Origin of the sequence: Mesorhizobium calcicola, assembly GCF_042682105.1 — a bacterium.
GTDB classification, from domain to species: Bacteria; Pseudomonadota; Alphaproteobacteria; order Rhizobiales; family Rhizobiaceae; genus Mesorhizobium; species Mesorhizobium calcicola.
The window spans coordinates 41,588-58,639 of the sequence record NZ_JBHUGY010000014.1 but is presented as its reverse complement, the minus strand read 5'-3'; the positions used below and the strand labels follow the sequence as shown (position 1 = coordinate 58,639).

17 protein-coding genes are annotated in these 17,052 nt (G+C 64.8%); 8 read left to right on the top strand and 9 right to left on the bottom strand.

Annotated elements, in window-relative coordinates; genetic code table 11:
- Positions 1-2 precede the first annotated feature (2 nt).
- Positions 3-1,445, bottom strand: coding sequence for a MocR-like pyridoxine biosynthesis transcription factor PdxR (pdxR, locus tag ACFSQT_RS06995; protein WP_379017764.1), 1,443 nt, complete (start codon positions 1,443-1,445; stop codon positions 3-5).
- A 5-nt stretch (positions 1,446-1,450) separates the two neighbouring features.
- On the opposite strand from pdxR, the gene ACFSQT_RS06990 reads away from it, so the two are divergent.
- The 3 genes from ACFSQT_RS06990 to ACFSQT_RS06980 all read left to right on the top strand — a co-directional run bounded on the left by ACFSQT_RS06990 (position 1,451) and on the right by ACFSQT_RS06980 (position 4,144).
- Positions 1,451-2,203 (top strand): pyridoxamine 5'-phosphate oxidase family protein, encoded by a 753-nt coding sequence (locus ACFSQT_RS06990; protein WP_379017762.1) that lies wholly within the window; start codon positions 1,451-1,453, stop codon positions 2,201-2,203.
- A 126-nt stretch (positions 2,204-2,329) separates the two neighbouring features.
- Positions 2,330-2,782 (top strand): GNAT family N-acetyltransferase, encoded by a 453-nt coding sequence (locus tag ACFSQT_RS06985; RefSeq protein WP_379017760.1) that lies wholly within the window; start codon positions 2,330-2,332, stop codon positions 2,780-2,782.
- 162 nt (positions 2,783-2,944) lie between these two features.
- Positions 2,945-4,144: an aminotransferase-like domain-containing protein gene (locus tag ACFSQT_RS06980; RefSeq protein ID WP_379017897.1), complete on the top strand. Its 1,200-nt coding sequence runs from the start codon at positions 2,945-2,947 to the stop codon at positions 4,142-4,144.
- 41 nt (positions 4,145-4,185) lie between these two features.
- On the opposite strand, the gene ACFSQT_RS06975 is transcribed toward ACFSQT_RS06980, so the two are convergent.
- Positions 4,186-4,434 carry a hypothetical protein gene (locus ACFSQT_RS06975; RefSeq protein ID WP_379017758.1) on the bottom strand — a complete coding sequence of 83 codons (249 nt, stop codon included), beginning with the start codon at positions 4,432-4,434 and terminating at the stop codon, positions 4,186-4,188.
- A gap of 369 nt (positions 4,435-4,803) precedes the next feature.
- Between ACFSQT_RS06975 and ACFSQT_RS06970 the strand changes: the two genes are divergently transcribed.
- The 3 genes from ACFSQT_RS06970 to ACFSQT_RS06960 all read left to right on the top strand — a co-directional run bounded on the left by ACFSQT_RS06970 (position 4,804) and on the right by ACFSQT_RS06960 (position 6,994).
- On the top strand, positions 4,804-5,223 hold the full coding sequence (locus ACFSQT_RS06970; protein WP_379017756.1) for a VOC family protein: 420 nt from the start codon (positions 4,804-4,806) through the stop codon (positions 5,221-5,223).
- A 115-nt stretch (positions 5,224-5,338) separates the two neighbouring features.
- Positions 5,339-5,902, top strand: a complete 564-nt coding sequence (locus ACFSQT_RS06965; protein WP_379017754.1) for a C39 family peptidase — start codon at positions 5,339-5,341, stop codon at positions 5,900-5,902.
- Positions 5,903-5,926: 24 nt separating this feature from the next.
- Positions 5,927-6,994 (top strand): D-alanine--D-alanine ligase family protein, encoded by a 1,068-nt coding sequence (locus ACFSQT_RS06960; RefSeq protein WP_379017752.1) that lies wholly within the window; start codon positions 5,927-5,929, stop codon positions 6,992-6,994.
- A 182-nt stretch (positions 6,995-7,176) separates the two neighbouring features.
- Here ACFSQT_RS06960 and ACFSQT_RS06955 read toward each other — a convergent pair whose 3' ends face one another.
- From ACFSQT_RS06955 to ACFSQT_RS06945, 3 genes are all read right to left on the bottom strand, one after another.
- A complete protein-coding gene (locus tag ACFSQT_RS06955; RefSeq protein WP_379017750.1) occupies positions 7,177-7,467 on the bottom strand; it encodes a DUF378 domain-containing protein in 291 nt (96 codons plus the stop codon).
- Positions 7,468-7,583: 116 nt separating this feature from the next.
- Positions 7,584-7,886: a DUF982 domain-containing protein gene (locus ACFSQT_RS06950; RefSeq protein WP_379017748.1), complete on the bottom strand. Its 303-nt coding sequence runs from the start codon at positions 7,884-7,886 to the stop codon at positions 7,584-7,586.
- Between the two features lie 127 nt (positions 7,887-8,013).
- Positions 8,014-8,259 carry a DUF982 domain-containing protein gene (locus ACFSQT_RS06945; protein WP_379017746.1) on the bottom strand — a complete coding sequence of 82 codons (246 nt, stop codon included), beginning with the start codon at positions 8,257-8,259 and terminating at the stop codon, positions 8,014-8,016.
- A gap of 382 nt (positions 8,260-8,641) precedes the next feature.
- Between ACFSQT_RS06945 and ACFSQT_RS06940 the strand changes: the two genes are divergently transcribed.
- On the top strand, positions 8,642-10,633 hold the full coding sequence (locus tag ACFSQT_RS06940) for an AI-2E family transporter (RefSeq protein ID WP_379017744.1): 1,992 nt from the start codon (positions 8,642-8,644) through the stop codon (positions 10,631-10,633).
- Between the two features lie 142 nt (positions 10,634-10,775).
- On the opposite strand, the gene ACFSQT_RS06935 is transcribed toward ACFSQT_RS06940, so the two are convergent.
- Genes ACFSQT_RS06935 through ACFSQT_RS06920 form a run of 4 tightly spaced genes read right to left on the bottom strand, consistent with a single transcriptional unit; the run spans position 10,776 to position 14,648 of the window.
- Positions 10,776-11,021 carry a MoaD/ThiS family protein gene (locus ACFSQT_RS06935; protein WP_379017896.1) on the bottom strand — a complete coding sequence of 82 codons (246 nt, stop codon included), beginning with the start codon at positions 11,019-11,021 and terminating at the stop codon, positions 10,776-10,778.
- 23 nt (positions 11,022-11,044) lie between these two features.
- Positions 11,045-13,309 (bottom strand): xanthine dehydrogenase family protein molybdopterin-binding subunit, encoded by a 2,265-nt coding sequence (locus ACFSQT_RS06930; protein ID WP_379017742.1) that lies wholly within the window; start codon positions 13,307-13,309, stop codon positions 11,045-11,047.
- A gap of 2 nt (positions 13,310-13,311) precedes the next feature.
- On the bottom strand, positions 13,312-13,788 hold the full coding sequence (locus ACFSQT_RS06925) for a (2Fe-2S)-binding protein (protein ID WP_379017740.1): 477 nt from the start codon (positions 13,786-13,788) through the stop codon (positions 13,312-13,314).
- Entirely contained in the window at positions 13,788-14,648 is an 861-nt protein-coding gene (locus tag ACFSQT_RS06920) for an FAD binding domain-containing protein (RefSeq protein ID WP_379017738.1), read from the bottom strand. Before ACFSQT_RS06920 ends, ACFSQT_RS06925 begins: the two co-directional genes overlap by 1 nt.
- A gap of 813 nt (positions 14,649-15,461) precedes the next feature.
- Between ACFSQT_RS06920 and ACFSQT_RS06915 the strand changes: the two genes are divergently transcribed.
- Positions 15,462-16,985: a bifunctional AfsR/SARP family transcriptional regulator/alpha/beta hydrolase gene (locus tag ACFSQT_RS06915; protein ID WP_379017895.1), complete on the top strand. Its 1,524-nt coding sequence runs from the start codon at positions 15,462-15,464 to the stop codon at positions 16,983-16,985.
- Positions 16,986-17,052 lie beyond the last annotated feature (67 nt).

The following is a 17,052-nucleotide window of genomic DNA, read 5'->3' as shown; positions in this document are numbered from 1 at the left end:
ACCTACCGCAACAGCGCGCCCAGCCTGACCGTGGCAGCCATCAACGCCTCGTCCGAAAACCCGGAAAAACCCAGCACCAGGCCGTGCTTCGGCGCGCCGTCGATGAACATCGCGGACAAAGCGCGGGCGCCGACGCCCGCGGCCCTTGCCGCCTCGACGATCGCGGTGTCCGGCCCGGCACCCTTCAGCGTCGCCATCAGGTGCAGCCCCTGTTCGGGCACGGTCACGTCGAGGGCATCGCCGCAATGCGCCTCGAGGCCGGCGACCAGCACGTCGCGCGCGGCCTGGACGCGGCGGCGCACGCGCCTCAGATGGGCGGCGAAATGGCCCTCGTTCAACAGGTCGGTCAGCGCGCCTTCGGCCAGCGTCGAGGGGAACCGGTCGGAGCGCGCCCTGACCGCCATCACGGCATCGAGCAGCGCTTCCGGCACCACGACGTAGCCGATGCGCAGGCCGGGGAAGAGGACTTTCGAGAAGGTGCCGAGATAGGCGACGCGGCCGGCGCCGTCCATGCCTTGCAGCGAGGTCAGCGGCGGCCCGGCGTAGCGGAACTCGCTGTCGTAGTCGTCCTCGATGATCCAGGCATCGTTGCGCCGCGCCCAGTCGAGCAGCGCCAGGCGGCGGCGCATCGTCATCGTCACGCCGAGCGGATATTGATGCGAGGGCGTGACATAGGCCGCGCGCGCCGTTGGGCACAGGCGTTCGCCGATCCCGGGATCGAGCCCTTCCTCGTCGACCGGTACGCCGACAACCCTGGCGCCACTGCCGGCCAGCACGGCATGCGCCATCGGATAACAGGGGTTTTCGATCCAGACGGCATCGCCGGGGCGAAGGGCGGCGCGTGCCAAAAGATCCAGTCCCTGCTGCGTGCCCGAGGTCAGCACGATCTGGCCGGCATCGCAGCGAACGCCGCGCGCGGTCCTGAGATAGGTTGATATCGCTCTACGCAGGGCGAGGCCGCCGCGCGGATCGCCATAGCGGAAATGCTCCGGGCCGGGGCGGGCGAGGTGGCGCGACAACAGGATGCGGAACACGTTCAGCGTGCGCGGGTCGGACACCGCCACGCCAAGGCCGCAAGGCAGCGACGCCGCGTCATCGACCTCGGGCGGGCGCGGCCTGATCATCGCCACCGGCAGATGCGGCACATCAGGCGCGACGAAGGTGCCGGCGCCGACCTTTGCCGTCGCAAAGCCTTCCGAGATCAGCATTTCGAAACAGGCGACCGCCGCCGAGCGCGACAGGCCGAAGCGCTGCGCCAGATCGCGGGTGGTCGGCAGCTTGGCGCCGGCGGCCAGCGCGCCGGTCTCGATCAGCCGCCTGAGCGCCGCATAGAGCTCGCGGCTGCGCGGACCATCGCCCGGCAGGACCGGAATCAGCGCCGACCAATCCGGAAGATTGGTCTGAATTTTCTTATCTCGATTGGTTCTTTTCTCGACCAATGCCATGGCGCATGGTTGGCAGACAAGAGACAAGGATGCAAGCCGTGGACGACGTATCAGCCAGCTTTCCGACCACCAGCCGCAACCGGGTGAGGCGCCTGCATGAGCGCGGCAGCTACGACCATGCGGCGGTGTTCTCGGTGCTGGATGCCGGGCTCTTGTGCCATGTCGCCTACACATTCGACGGCCAGCCCTATTGCACGCCGACCATCCACTGGCGCGAGGGCGACAGGCTCTACTGGCACGGCTCGTCGGCCAGCCGAATGCTGCGCCAGCTGCGCGGCGGCACGCCCGCCTGCCTGACTGTCTCGCATCTCGACGGGCTGGTGCTGGCTCGTTCAGGCTTCAACCATTCCGCCAACTACCGCTCGGCGATGTGTTTTGGGACGGCGCGGATCATCGATGAGCCTGGGGCAAAGCTGAAGGCATTGGCCGGCGTCGTCGACCGCTTCTATCCCGGCCGGAGCGAGACCTTGCGACCGATCTCGGCGCAGGAAGCCAAGGCGACGACGGTCATCGGCATGCGCATCGAAGAGGCGTCGGCGAAAGTGCGCGCCAAGGGCGTCGGCGACGACGAGGAGGATTACGGCCACCCGGTGTGGGCCGGTGTCATCCCGGTGCGGACGGTGATCGGCGCCGCAGAGCCATGCCCAAGGCTGCTGCCCGGCATCGAGCGGCCGGGGAATCTGGCTGGTTATGCTGAGGGCGAAAGGCTGGACGCGGCGCTGACAGAGGCGCAGCTGGCGTATGAGGGCGGTTTGTAACTTATATAAACGGAACGAACTTTCGTATTCGAACCGCGCCTCCTGGAGGGCGCGCTTTGCCTTCTCCCACGGGGAGAAGGAGAGCCCACTTGCCGCCACCGGCACTGCGCCGTAAGTCATGCAACCATGATCGAATTCCGCCGAGCGCAAGCGTCAGACCTGCCTGATGTCGTCGTGATGCTGGCCGACGATCCGCTCGGCGCCGGCCGCGAGGACGCCTCGGTGCCGCTGGCGCGCGGCTATGTCGAGGCCTTCAATGCCATCGACGCCGATCCCAATCAGCTGCTGGTGGTGGCCGTGGACGGCGCCGAGGTGATCGGCACCTTGCAGGTCAGCTTCCTTGCCGGGCTCTCGCACAAGGGTGCCTGGCGCGGGCAGATCGAGGCGGTCCGGGTCGCCGGCCACAGGCGCTCCGGCGGCATCGGCAGGCAGATGATCGAATGGGCGATCGCGCAATGCCGGGCGCGCGGCTGCAACCTCGTCCAGCTCACCACCGACAGGTCGCGCGCGGACGCGCACCGCTTCTATGAGAACCTCGGCTTCACCGGCAGCCATCTCGGCTACAAGAAGACCTTGTGATGCTCGGCACCATTCCGGGCCGGCGGCGACTGGCGTATACCGGAAGGCTGTCAGGCCCTATTCAAATTGCCGGGGAGGGCTGATATAGGTCAGCCAGGTTGACCTATATAAAGCCAGGTTGACCTATATAAAGATTGTCGCGGGAGGCGCTCCTTGACCTTGATGAACCTGCTGGCTTCGCGCTCGTCGCGCATGAAGGCGTCCGAAATCCGCGAACTGCTGAAGCTGCTCGACCAGCCCGACATCATCTCGTTCGCCGGCGGCATTCCCGACCCGGCGCTGTTTCCGGCCGAGGCGATCCGCGATGCCTATGCCGATGTGCTGGGCGGTGGCGAGGCGGGAGCAGCGCTGCAATACCAGGTTTCGGAAGGCTATCTGCTGTTGCGGCGATGGCTGGCCGGGCAGATGGGCAAGCTCGGCGTCGCCTGCGACGAGGGCAACATCTTCATCACCTCCGGCTCGCAGCAGGCGCTGGATTATCTCGGCAAGCTGTTCCTGTCGCCGGGCGACACCGCGCTGGTGACATGGCCGACCTATCTCGGCGCGCTCCAGGCATTCAACGCCTACGAGCCGCGCTACGACCGGCTGCGGCCGGAAGGCCGCAACATGACACCGGCAGCCTATCGCGTCGCCGCCGCCGCCAATGGCGGCCGGGTCAAGTTCGCCTATCTGGTGCCGGATTTCGCCAACCCGACCGGCGAGACGTTGAACCGCCAGCAGCGCGAGGCGGTGCTCGACCTTGCCGGCGAACTCGACATCGCCGTCATCGAGGACGCCGCCTATCGCGCGTTGCGCTATGACGGCGAGGGCGTGCCGCCGATCCTGGCGCTCGACTGCGCCCGCTCCGGAGGCATCGACAAGGCGCGCACGCTCTATTGCGGCTCGTTCTCGAAAATCCTGTCGCCGGGCATGCGCGTCGGCTGGGTGTGCGCGCCGCGCCACGTGGTCGAGAAGCTGGTGCTGATGAAGCAGGCCTCCGACCTGCACAGCCCGTCGATCAACCAGGTGGTAATGCATCGCGTGGCCGAAGCCGTGTTCGACGGCCAGGTGGAAAAACTCATCGGCGCCTATCGCGAGCGCCGCGACGGCCTGCTCGCAGCGCTCGAGGCCAACATGCCCGAGGGCGTGACCTGGAGCCGCCCGGAAGGCGGCATGTTCGTGTGGGTGACGCTGCCGGAAGGCTCCGACGCCACCGGGTTGCTGGCGCGGGCGGTGAAGGAGGCGCGCGTCGCCTTCGTGCCCGGCAGCGCGTTCTTTGCCGACGGGACAGGGCGCAACACGCTGCGGCTCTCCTTCACGCTCGCCGATAGTTGCGCGGTGAGCGAGGGCATCCCACGGCTGGCGGCGATCCTGAAGGGATAGGCCATGCTGCCGGAATAGAGTCGGGGCCGGAAGTCAGCATCCTACGCCGCCACGTTGACCAGCTGCTTGAGGTTCGAAAGCCTGCTGCGCGCCAGCTTGCGGATCGGTTTTTCGAAGTCGTCCTCGCCTGCCTCGATGACGAAGACTAATGTCATGAAGTCGAGCATGAACTCCTCGACGGCCGCCGTGACCGTCTGCGACCTGCCCTTGAACCGGCGCAGCAAGGTGTTCGCTTCTTCGCCGTCACCGGCGCTGTCGATCAGCACTTCGAGCCTCTGAAAGCTGTCCAATTCGATTCCTCCCGCCGCCCCACAAAACCTGGCTCCGAACAAAAGGTTCCATCTGAACGGGATTGAGTGCCCGACGCTTGGTCCGGGGTTCGTGAATCGACAACTCGCTGGCGGGCTTTTTTCGTTCGAGTGGAACTTCTGCGGGACATAGAAGTTCTCACCATGTCTGATCCCCCGTCAGACATCAGAAAGCTCGGTATCAGCTTTCCAAAGGCCCGCCGGATCCCCCTCCCGGCGGGCTTTTTTTGTTAGAGATATACCGAGGGTTCCATGGGCTGGACGTGCGGTAGGACTTGGCGGCTGACAAGCGCCCGCATTGACGCCGCCCTGTCCGAACCTAGATTCGCAAGCTCACGAGGAGGACTGTTCATGGAACTGCATCGCGGCCGGCTTATCGACCACGTCCAGCTGGTGGTCAGGGATCTCGCCGCCAGCCGGCGTTTCTACGAGGCGGTCCTGCAGGCACTCGGTGTTCCGATCGGTGGTGTGGGCGAGGACTTTTTCTGGGCCGACGAACTGTTCGTCTCCAGTGCCGACAGCCGGGCGGCGCAGGGAAAACTCACCGGCCGTCACCATCTCGCCTTCCAGGCAAGGGACCACGCCACGGTCGAAGCTTTCTACAAGGCCGGGCTCGCCGCCGGCGGCACGGACAATGGCGCGCCGGGCGAACGGCCCTACCACCCCGGCTACTACGCCGCCTTCCTGCTCGATCCGGACGGCAACAACATCGAGGCGGTTCACCATGGTCCGCACACGCGCAGCGTTGCGTCGGTGAAGATTACTTTTTGAGTGGTTTTCCACCTGTTGCGTATCCTCGTATACGAGACTCAAAAACCGATCGAGGAACCGTATGAGTCCACTGCCTGAAACCGTGCCGTTTTTCAGCTAGTGGGAAACGCCCGACATGACCTTGGACGTGCTCGCCGAAGGCGCTGAAGTTGCGCTGCGGCGCGATCCCTTGTGGCGGGGGTCGGGGGCTGAGACACCAGACGAATACGTAGTCTGGGCCGCCAACATCTGCGGCATGGCGTGCCTGAAGATGATCCTGGCGACGCGCGGCGAGATCGTGCCGACGATCGAACTGGCCAGGCGCTGCACCAGATATGGCGGCTATGTCGTCGGCGAGGGATCGATCAAGGGGCTGATCTACGCGCCGTTCGTCAGCTTCGTGCGGGAAGCCTTCAGCCTGCAAGCCGAGGTGATGACCAATGTCGCGACAGCGGACATTCCGGCGATCCTGGCGCGGTCGCGCTTCTTCATCGCTTCGGTCAGCAGCTGGGTCCGCTGGCCGGAGCGCGAGCCGCCATCGAAGGGTGGCCATCTGGTGCTGGTCACCGCGGCGTCGGACAAGGGTTTCCGCTTTCACAATCCGTCCGGCCATACCAGCGCCACACAGGCAAACGCAGTGTTGGCGCCGGCCGATTTCGACCGCTTCTTCGCCAATCGCGGCATTGCCGTTGCCATTTGATTTTTTGACGGTTGAGGGATTTCGATGACCGAAAAGACAAGGGTAGCCATCCTCTATGGCGGACGGTCGGCCGAACATGACGTGTCGCGCCTCTCGGCCGCCAATGTGCTGAAGGCGATCGACCGGACGCGCTACGAGATCGTGCCGATCGCCATTTCCCGAAGCGGCAGATGGCTGCTGCAGCGGTCGGCCGCCAGCGACGCGGCAGGGGCTCCGGTATCCGAGGACGGGGTGGAGGTCGCGCTGCTGCCCGCCGGCAAGGGCAGGCTGGTCGCCGTGGCGCGGGATGGAACGCAGCCTGACCCCGTCGATGTCGTGTTTCCCGTGCTGCACGGGCCGTTCGGCGAGGACGGCTCGGTGCAGGGCTATGCCGAGGTCGCCGATGTCGCCTATGTCGGTTGCGGCATCCTCGCATCGGCCGCCGCCATGGACAAGGATGTCGCCAAGCGGCTGATGCGCGAGGCCGGCCTTGCCGTTGCCCGCTCCGTCACCTTGCGCCGCGACGAGCCTATGTCCTTCGACGACGTCAGGGCAAGGCTGGGTCTGCCGGTCTTCGTCAAGCCGGCGCGCCAGGGCTCGTCCTTCGGGGTGAGCAAGGTGACTGACGGCGCCGGTTTCGCCACCGCCGTCGAGGCGGCTTTCCAGCATGATAACAAGGCTTTGGTGGAGGAATTTGTCGACGGCCGTGAGATCGAGTGCTCGGTGCTGCAGCGGGCCGACGGCACGCTGACGGTGTCGCTGCCCGGCGAGATCATTCCGGCCGGCAAGCATGGCTTCTACACCTACGAGGCCAAATATCTCGATGCCGACGGCGCGGTGGTCAGGGTGCCCGCCGATGTCCCGGCCGCGGTCGCCGACCGGGTGAGGGACATGGCGCGGCAGGCCTTCCAGGCGCTCGGCTGCGAAGCCATGGCGCGCGTCGATTTCTTCCTGCGCGCCGACGGCAGCCTGCTGGTCAACGAGGTCAACACCATTCCCGGCTTCACCGATATCTCTATGTACGCCAAGGCGCTGGCGGCATCAGGCATCGGCTACAGCCAGACCATCGACGTGCTGATCGAGCACGCACTGGCCAGGCATGCGGCGCGCTGATCCCGCTCGGGAGCAATATGGTCAATGCTGTGGTCTGGAACTGGGGAGCTGAAAGTTGTCCTATGCCGCTGGCATCGCGCTCTTCGCCAGGGAATGTTGATGGCGGCAGTTCGATATGGCGGCCGTTCGATCGGCTTTACGCGATGGGGAGCGGCGGATTTCCGCCGCCCCCATCTTACTGGTCACGGATGATGATGGAGATGCCTTTCGGCATCGACTTCTCCAACCGTAAAGCTCTGGAAGCCCGGCATCAGCTGCCAGACGGCTGCCAGGCCGATGATCAGATAGGCCAGGCGGGCCAAAGTGGCGCCCCCGAGGACCGTGCCGATCACGTCATAGCCCGCCACCCCCATGGCCAGCCAGTTGAGACCGCCAAGGATGATGAGGGCAAGGGTGGCGAGGTTCATGATGCGCATAAACGCCTCCTGATGTTGCCTGTAAAACGCCTTCAGAAAAAACGCCTGTTGTTTCAAACGGTTCCGCCGATCACGAAATTGTGAATGGCGGCGACAATCCGTGAGTAGCCACCAATCGCGAAATCAGGCTGGCCTGCAAAGCGAGGCTGCGCCGGCATTGTAAAAACGGCAGCTCAGGCCGGCATGCCGCCGCGCCCAGACCTCTGGCCGATCATCCAGGGCAGGACGCTCGAGACATCCTCCGGAATGCGGGCCGATTTTGCCCAGCCGGCGAAGGCTTCACGAGCCGCCGACAAGGGCAGCAGCCCATCAAAGGCGCGATGGCAGGCGCGCCGGGCCGTATCGAAGATCGGGCCGCGCCGGTTGCTCGGCCATTCGTCGAGAAAGTCGAGGGCTTCTTCAAGGCAGGCGATTTCCTGGACGATCAACCGCGCGTCCTTGACGAACACGGGGCGATCGAAAAGCCTATCGTTCATCACTTCCTCCAATCGCTTGAACGATGCTTTGAACTGGCCGGCGCCGATGGCGACGGCGACCGTCAAAAATATCGAATCGCGCCTTTCGGTGTCAAGAATGGACGCGGGCCAGCTGGCTCGACCCGGCCTACTCGACCAGAATATGCGCCTCGCGCGCGGCCTCGACAAAAGCCTCCCTGGCGATGTCGGGGGACACCTCGCCGCTCGTCGCTCTGCGGCAGGCGCGCAGCGCGGACTGATGTTTCAGGCTGCCGGCGTCGCGCCAGTGTGTCGTGAGCAATTCGATGGCCTGCTGGGTATTGGAGAGATGGCGGGTGGAACCGGTGACGCCGACCGAAACCACCACGGGTTTGGAGAACCATGCGGTTTGCATTGGAACCTCGACTGCGTTGCAGCCGTATAACGCCTCTGGCCGCGCTGGGTTTCATCCTTGCCGATCACTTGTAGCGTGAGGCCGCCGCGGACGCATCCGCACGGCGCAGCGCTACGACCTTCTACCGAATCCCGCTCCCCGTGCCGGAGTTCAAGATATCGGCAATGTGGCATCCGCGCTTGGATGCCGACCCGGCGCATCGTTGGCTGCGCGACACCGTGATGTCCGCGCCGGGCAGGCGAGTTCGAGAAAACCGATAGCCGAGCGCGGCCATGTCGCGCGCCATCCGGTCATTGCCCGGGTGACGAGCGGTTCGCCGGCTGCGAAAGTTGCACACCGGCTCAATATGCCCGATCATGGCGGTTGGCAGGGGAGGAACCAAGTGGCGGCCAATCGTCGAAACGGCACGGCGTCTCCGACTCATGGGCTGGAGGACATTCTTTCGGCCGCCGCGCCCCGCCCGAGAACGTCATTGCCCAATGTGGCGACCACCGTCACGACAGTGGCGGCGCTGTATTTTGGGCGCGAGGTTTTCCTGCCGATCGCCATCGCGCTGCTGCTGACCTTCGCGCTCGCGCCTCTTGTCTCGGCGCTCAAACGGGTCGGCATCCCCCGGATACCCGCTGTCATCGTCAGCGTGCTGAGCGCTTTCGCGGCACTTGCCCTGTTCAGCTTCATTGTCGCCACGCAGGTCAGCGAACTGGCACAGAATATTCCGGTCTATCAGACCAACATCCTGACCAAGATCCGTTCGCTCAAGGAAACCGGCGTCGGGGGAGGGATCATTGCCAAATTGAGCGACGTGATCGAACGTGTCGGCCAGGAGATCAACAGGCAGGACGCTTCGCTGCCGGCCGCCACTCCGGACAAGCCAAAGCGCGAGCCGGTGCCCGTCGAGATCGTCGCGCGCGAAAGGCCGCTCGAAGTCCTGCAGAACATTATCGGCCCGCTGATCAGCCCACTCGGATCGGCCGGGCTGATCATCGTCGTGGTCATATTCATGCTGCTCGAACGGGAGGATCTGCGCGACCGCTTCATCCGGCTTGTCGGTTACGGCGACCTTCACCGCACCACCGAGGCGCTTCAGGATGCAGCCAAGCGGGTGGGCCGCTATCTGCTCATGCAATTGGTTGTCAACATCGTCTACGCCATACCCATTGCGATCGGGCTGTGGATCCTCGGCATTCCGAATGCGCTGCTGTGGGGCCTGCTTGCGCTGGCGCTGCGTTTCGTTCCCTATATCGGCCCGGCCATAGGCATGCTGCTGCCGCTGTTCCTAGCGCTGGCCGTGGCGCCCGGCTGGTCGCTGGTCCTGTGGACGGCCGCCCTGTTCGTGGTGATGGAGCTGGTCACCGGCAACGTCGTCGAACCTTGGCTTTACGGTTCGCGGACGGGGCTGTCACCGCTGGCGATCATCGTCGCGGCCATCTTCTGGACCTGGCTCTGGGGGCCGCTCGGACTGGTCCTGTCGACGCCGCTGACCGTCTGCCTGGTGGTGCTGGGCAGACACGTGCCGCAGTTTGAATTCCTCGACGTGCTGTTCGGCAACGAGCCCGTGCTCGAACCCCATGCGCGCCTCTACCAGCGGCTGCTGGCGGGTGATCCGGAAGAAGCCACCGACCACGCCGAGGAGATGCTGGAGGAGAAATATCTGGTCGAATTCTACGACAAGGTGGCCATTCCCGCACTTCTGCTCGGCGAGCGCGATCGTGCGCGCGGCGTCATGGGCGACCTGCAAAGACGGCAGCTGGCGGCCAGCGCCCTGACGCTGGTGGCCAATCTCGACGAGGACGCGCAAGAGGAAGCGGCCGAGGAGGATGTCCCGGCCGAGGCCGGGGAGGCGGGCGACCATGGCGATGCCGCCGGCGAGGACGAGGCCGCCGACCTGCCTGATGGCACGGATATGTCGGTGCTTTGCGCCGGCGGGCGTGGCGAACTCGACGATGCCGCCGCCGCGATGCTGGCGCAGGTCCTGGAAGTGCAGGGCGCGACGGCGTCGAAGGCGGGCTTCGCCGACATCGAACCGGCGAGCATTCGCCGCCTTGAGCTCGAAACCGTCGACACCGTCGTGGTCGGCTTCCTGAACCGGGATTCCGTCAAGCACGCCCGTTTCCTGGTTCGCCGGCTGAAGCGTGCGAAGGCGGCATTGCGGGTAGGGATCGTGTTCTGGTCGGAGACCGGCAATGACGACAAGGAGGCGACCGCCAGGCTGGCCCAAGACATGAACGCGGATTTCGTCGCGCATGGCATGGTCGACGCCGTGGTGGGCGCGCTGTCAAAAGAGCCGCCGGTTGCGCTCAAGCTCATCGCCAAACGCCGCCAGCGCCGACCGCGGGCCACGCCCAGAAAACCTCCGGCCGCAGCCGCGAGCTAGACTAGAGCATGAGGCCGAAAAGTGTGAAGCGGTTTTCGGACGACATCATGCTCTATCTCTTTGATTTAGAGGCGGATTCAGATTTCAGGTCGATTCGATCTGAAATCATCCGGCTCTAGGGTCAAAGCCAGATAACTCCCAACTATCCCCCTGCCAGCCTCGGCAGCAGGAAAATCTCGGCGCCTTTTGGCAATTCCTTCGACCAGGTGTCGCGATAGATCGTCCCGTCGATGGCGACGGCGATGCCGCGATCGATCCAGGGCTCGAGGCCGGGATACTGTTCAGCCAGTTTTCTGAACAGCTCCCTTATGTCCTTGGCCTCGACCTCGACCTTGCTCTTGCCTCCGGCGAGCGCGCCAAGCGATCCCCAGAGCGTCACTTCAACCATCACCGCGAGAACCTCATCTCGCTCTAGCCTTCCCGTTCAGCCTCGATTGCCGCCAGGATGCGTGGCGGCGACATCGGAATATGTGTCATCCGCACGCCTGCGGCGTTCGACACCGCATTGGCGATCGCCGCCAGCGGCGGCACGATCGATGTCTCGCCGACGCCGCGCACCCCGTAAGGGTGGTTGGGATTCGGGATCTCGAGGATCTGCGTGTCGATCATCGGCAGGTCCGAGCAGACCGGGATGCGATAGTCGAGGAAGCCGGGATTCTGCAGCCGCCCGTCCTTGCCGTAGATATACTCCTCGTTGAGCGCCCAGCCGATGCCTTGCGCTGCGCCGCCCTGGTACTGGCCCTCGACATAGGTCGGGTGCACCGCCTTGCCGGCATCCTGGACGACGGTGTAGCGCAACACCCTTGTGGCGCCGGTCTCGGGATCGACTTCGATATCGCAGATATGGGTGGCGAAGGAGACGCCCGCGCCGTCGGCGACGAGCTCGCTGTGGCCGGCGATCGGTCCGCCGGTCCTTCCCGACGCGGCCGCGATCTCCTTCAGCGACAGCTTGCCGAGATTGCCGTGCTTCTCGCCCTTGGCAACCGCGTGGCCCTGTTCCCAGACCACGTCGTCGACGGAAATGTCCCACATCTGCGCGGCGCGTTCGCGCAGGATCTTGACCGCGTTGCGGGCGGCCGAGATCGTCGCCATGGAGGACGAGAAGGTGCCCCGGCTGCCGTCCGTCATGTCGTTGTACCCGAGGCTTGACGTATCGGCGACAATCGCCTTGACCTGCTCATAGGCAATGCCGAGCTCCTCCGCCGCCACCAGCGACAGCGACGCGCGGGAACCACCGACATCGACCGTGCCGACGGCAAGCGAGACCGAGCCGTCCATGCCGATGTTGAGGTCCGTGCAGGTCTGGCCGCCGAAGTTGAACCAGAAGCCGCAAGCCATGCCGCGACCCTGGTTCTTGCCGAGCGAAGCCTTCATGTGCGGATGGTTCTTCGCCGCCTCGAGAGTCGGGCCGATGCCGATCGGGCCGTAGACCGGGCCGTAGGACGATCTGGTGCCTTCCTGCGCGGCGTTCCTGATGCGGAATTCGACCGGGTCCATGCCGATCTCCTTGGCCAGTTCGTCGACCGCGCTTTCCACCGCGAACGCCGCCATCGGCGCCGACGGCGCGCGATAGGCCGCGGTCTTCGGCCGGTTGACCAGCACTTCGTAGCCCACGGTCTTGACGTTATCGAGCTTGTAGCAGGCGAACGCCGTCATGGCGCCGATCTCGGCCCATGAGCCGGCATACGGGCCGCAGCTATAACGCAGCGTCGCCTCGGCGGCGGTGATGGTGCCATCCTTGCGGGCGCCGATCCTGACGTCGATCGATGTCGCGCTGGTCGGACCGGAGGCGCGGAACACCTCGTCGCGGGTCATGACCAGCTTGACCGGCCGTCCGGCCTTGCGCGACAGCGCGAGCGCCACCGGCTCAGCCCAGACATGGGTCTTGCCGCCGAAGCCGCCGCCGATCTCCGACGAGGTGACGCGCAGCTTCGAGGCTTCCATGCCAAGCAGCTGGGCGCAATGCTGGCGGTAGACGAAATGCCCTTGCGTGCAGACCCAGAGATCGGCAGTGCCATCCGAGCTGACGCTCGCCACGCAGGCATGCGGCTCGATATAGCCCTGGTGCGTCTGCTCGGTCTTGTAGGAGCGTTCGACGATGAAATCGGCCTGGCCGAAACCCTGATGAACATCGCCATGGCCAAACTGGCTGCGCTTGGTGACGTTGGACGGCTTTACCGGCTTTTCCTCGAGGCCCTCGGTGAAGATGGCGTCGTTGATGAGGGGTGCGGAGTGCTTCATCGCCTCGTCGACATCGGTGACATGCGGCAGAACCTCGTAGTCGACCTCGATCAGCTTCAGCGCCTGCCTGGCCGTGCGGGCGTCCACGGCAGCGACCGCGGCCACCGCATGGCCGTCATAGAGCGCCTTGGTGCGCGCCATGCAGTTGTCGAGGATGTCGTACATGGCGGCATCGCCATCGGTGAGGTCGGGCAGGTCGGCCGCGGTGATCACCGCCTTCACGCCGGGAAGCTTTTCCGCCTTCGAGGTGTCTATCCTCCTGATCGTTGCGTGGGCGTGCGGGCTGCGCAGAATACGCCCGACCAACTGGCCGGCCATGTTGAAATCCGCGCCGTAGCGGGCGCGGCCCGTCACCTTGTCGACGCCGTCGGGGCGGATGGGACGCGTGCCGACGGAGGCGAAATTGCGAGTGGAATAACGTGGGTCGAAATTCATCGTTATGCTCCCTTCATCACGCTGGCGGCGTCCTGAACGGCACGCACGATCTTGTCGTAGCCGGTGCAGCGGCAGAGGTTGCCGGCGAGGCCGAAGCGGATTTCCTCCTCGGTCGGATCGGGGTTCTTGGCCAGAAGGTCCTTGGCCGCGATCAGGAAGCCTGGCGTGCAGATGCCGCATTGAAGTGCCGCATGCTCGAGGAACTTCTGCTGCAACGGATGCAGCCTGTCGCCATGCGCCATGCCCTCGACGGTCTCGACGCGCCGGCCCTCGGCCTCCGCGCCGAGCACCAGGCACGAGCACACCAGCCGGTCGTCGAGGATGATGCTGCAGGCGCCGCAGTCGCCGGTGCCGCAGCCTTCCTTGGCGCCCGTCAGTCCCAGGCGATCGCGCAGGACGTCGAGCAGCGTCTCGTCCGGCTGGCAAAGGAACTCGACGCTATCGCCGTTGATTGTCGTTGAAACCGCTACCCCAGCCATCATTTGCCTCCTGCGCGTACATAGGCGGTCGTGGCGGCCCGCTTGGCCAGCACACCCGCAACTTTCCGTCTGAACTCGATGGTGCCGCGCTTGTCGTCGATGGGGCGGCAGGCTCCCGAGCAGACCTTGGCCAGCCGCTCAAGTGCTGCTTCATCCAGCTTCCTGCCGATGAGGGCCTCGGCCGCCTCTTCCACCAGCAGCACCGTCGGCGCCGCGGCACCCAGCGCCACGCGGGCCGACTTCACAACACCTTGCTCATCGAGCGTCAGGTTCACGCCGGCGCTGACCACCGCTATGTCCATCTCCGTGCGCGGAATGAAGCGCAGATAGGCATCGCCCGAGCGCGGCGCGCGTTTGTCGAGCAGGATCGCCTCGATGATCTCGCCTTTGGCCAGCGACGTCTTGCCCGGCCCGGTCGGCACGGCCTCCACCGCAATCGTGCGCTTGCCGCCGGGTCCGGCAACCAGCGCCCTGGCGCTGGCGGCGACCAGCGCCGGCACGCTGTCGGCGGCCGGCGAGGCGTTGCAGAGATTGCCTGTTATGGTGCAGCGCCCCTGCACCTGCTTCGAGCCGATCAGCTTGGCCGCCTCGACGACGCCGGGCCATGCTTTGTGCAGGGCAGCGCTCTCTCCCAGGATGGCGCAGGGGACCGCGGCACCGATGCTGAAGCCGTCGGCCGTTTCCCTGATCTCGCTCAAGCCCTCGATCGCCTTGATGTCGACGATCAGGTCGGGTTCGACAAAGCCACCCTTCATCCTGACCAGGAGGTCACTGCCCCCGGCGAGAATGGCGGCCGTGCCGGTCGACCCGGCCAGCAGGCCAACGGCATCTTCGATTGAAAGCGGACGTATGTAGCGCATCGTCTCCCCTTGGTTATAGCGATTTCTGCGACCGTTATAAACGGTCTCCTCATAATGGCTATCCGGTTCCTCAATTGCGTCGATTGGGCCAGGCGCCGCAAAACCCGGTCCCAAACCGAACTGGCGTGGCCGCTCAATGGCGGCAACTGGCCTTGAGATGACTTTCGGGAAATTTCGGGCGTGGATCAATAGTGCTCATTCGCTTTTGTCCGCTCTCTACCCGATGCGGTGTTGCGGGCGTCGCTTGGCGCAGCTGTGTTGGTCGGTCGCAGCGGGACCAATGGTGTTTTTGATGGGGCACCAATATACATAGACGTTCGAACGAGGGAGCGCCTGTCAGATACCTGAGGAATGCCATGCGAAGGTTCATCGTCACGGCAATGTGTATCGCGACCGCAACAGCCGCCAGCGCCCACGATTGGTACGAAAACACGGTTGACCCACAGACGAAATTCAAGTGTTGCGGTGGTTCCGATTGCCACGCCATACCTCGGTCTTCTGTGCAAATGAGGATCGACGGTGGTTACATTTACCTGCCACACAATTTCATCATCCCACGGGAGCGTGTGCAGGAATCCCAAGATGACCAATACCATATCTGCGAGGGTACCTACGCTGTAACCAATCAGCTGTATCTGCGTTGCTTTTTCGCACCTCGCGTGAAGATCTCTCTGCTTCTAACAGGTTTAAGGTAGAATACTGAGCGCCGCTGCCGGGATCGACATCGGCAAGGTGCGCAGCGGTGGCAAATCGGGCAAATTTACACCGCGCGGCATGGCGGATTAAACTGGGCACAGGCGATCGGTGTCCCAAATGAAGGGCGTGCTGGAGATCAAGGTGCTTGGCCAACTGGTTGTCCTGCGGGGCGCCCGGGAGATCGCACTGCCGCCGTCGAAGAAAACCCGCGCCCTGCTCGCCTATCTGGCGGTGACGAACCGGCGGCAGCGGCGCGACCATCTGTGCCAGATGTTCTGGGACATCCCGGACGATCCGAGGGCTTCGCTGCGATGGAGCCTTTCGAAGCTCAGGCACGCCATAGACGACAATGGTGACTGCCTCAGGACCGATCGGGACAGCGTGCTTTTCGACACCACCGGTCTCGACGTCGATCTGCCCGGCGTCGCCCACTTGACCGCCGGCGATGTGCACGCCCTCGACACCCAGCGGCTGGAGACGGCGGCTGCCTTGTTCCGCGGGCGGTTCCTCGAGGACCTGGAGCTGCCGCGCTGTCCGGTGTTCGAGGCGTGGCGCACATTCCATGGCGACGCCCTGGATCGCACCCGATTGATGATCCTGCAGGCGCTTGTCGAGCGGCTGCGCTCGGACCCCGAGCGGGCGCTTACGTACGCGGAGACACTGCAGTCCCTCGATCCGGCCAACAAGCAGATCACCTTGGAGGTTCGATCGCTGGCCGCTGCCGCCAGGGAGCGCGCGGTGCAACCGCCACCGGCGCGCGAGGAGCACCAGGCGTTGGCCGAAGGCCCGGCGCCGGACGTCCAGCGTTCCCAGGAGATACACTATTGCAGCAGCCCGGACGGCGTCCGGCTCGCCTATGCGGTTTCGGGCAGCGGCCCGCCGCTGCTTCGCGCGGCGCACTGGATGTCGCATCTGCAATATGAATGGGAAAGCCCGGTGTGGCGACACTGGATCGATTCGCTTTCGACCGGGAATACCCTGATCCGCTACGATGAGCGCGGCAACGGCCTCTCCGACTGGAACGTCGGCGACATCTCCTTCGACGCCATGGTCACCGATCTGGAAAGCGTCGCCGACGCCATTGGCCTCGACAGGTTCCCGCTGCTTGGCGTCTCGCAAAGCTGCGCCATATCGATCGCCTATGTCGTCCGCCACCCCAAGCGCGTGTCGCGCCTGATCCTCTATGGCGGCTATGCGAGGGGCCGGCGAAAGCGTGGTGACAGCCACCAGCTCGACACGCATGAAGCAATGACCACCCTGATCCGCGAGGGATGGGGCAAGGACAATCCGGCGTTCCGCCAGCTGTTCACCGAGGCATTCATTCCGGGTGCCAGCCGCGAGCAGATGGCCTGGTTCAACGATCTCCAGAGGCAGACCACATCACCACTCAACGCCAGCCTGCTTCACACCACTTTCGGCGACATAGACGTTTCGGCGATGCTGGGAGACGTCGGCGTTCCGACGCTGGTGCTGCATGCCAGGAACGATGCGGTGGTTCCCTTCGAGGAAGGCAAGGTGCTCGCGGCCGGCATACCGGGAGCGCGCTTCGTCGACCTCAACAGCGCGAACCACATCCTGCTCGGCGACGAGCCGGCCTTCGCCGATTTCCTGCGGGAAGTCCGGTCCTTCATGGCGGAGTGAGGGAACGGCCGGGCCGACGCTACGGCGGCTTCCGCAGCCTGGAATTTCCTACGCTCATTTCAACGCC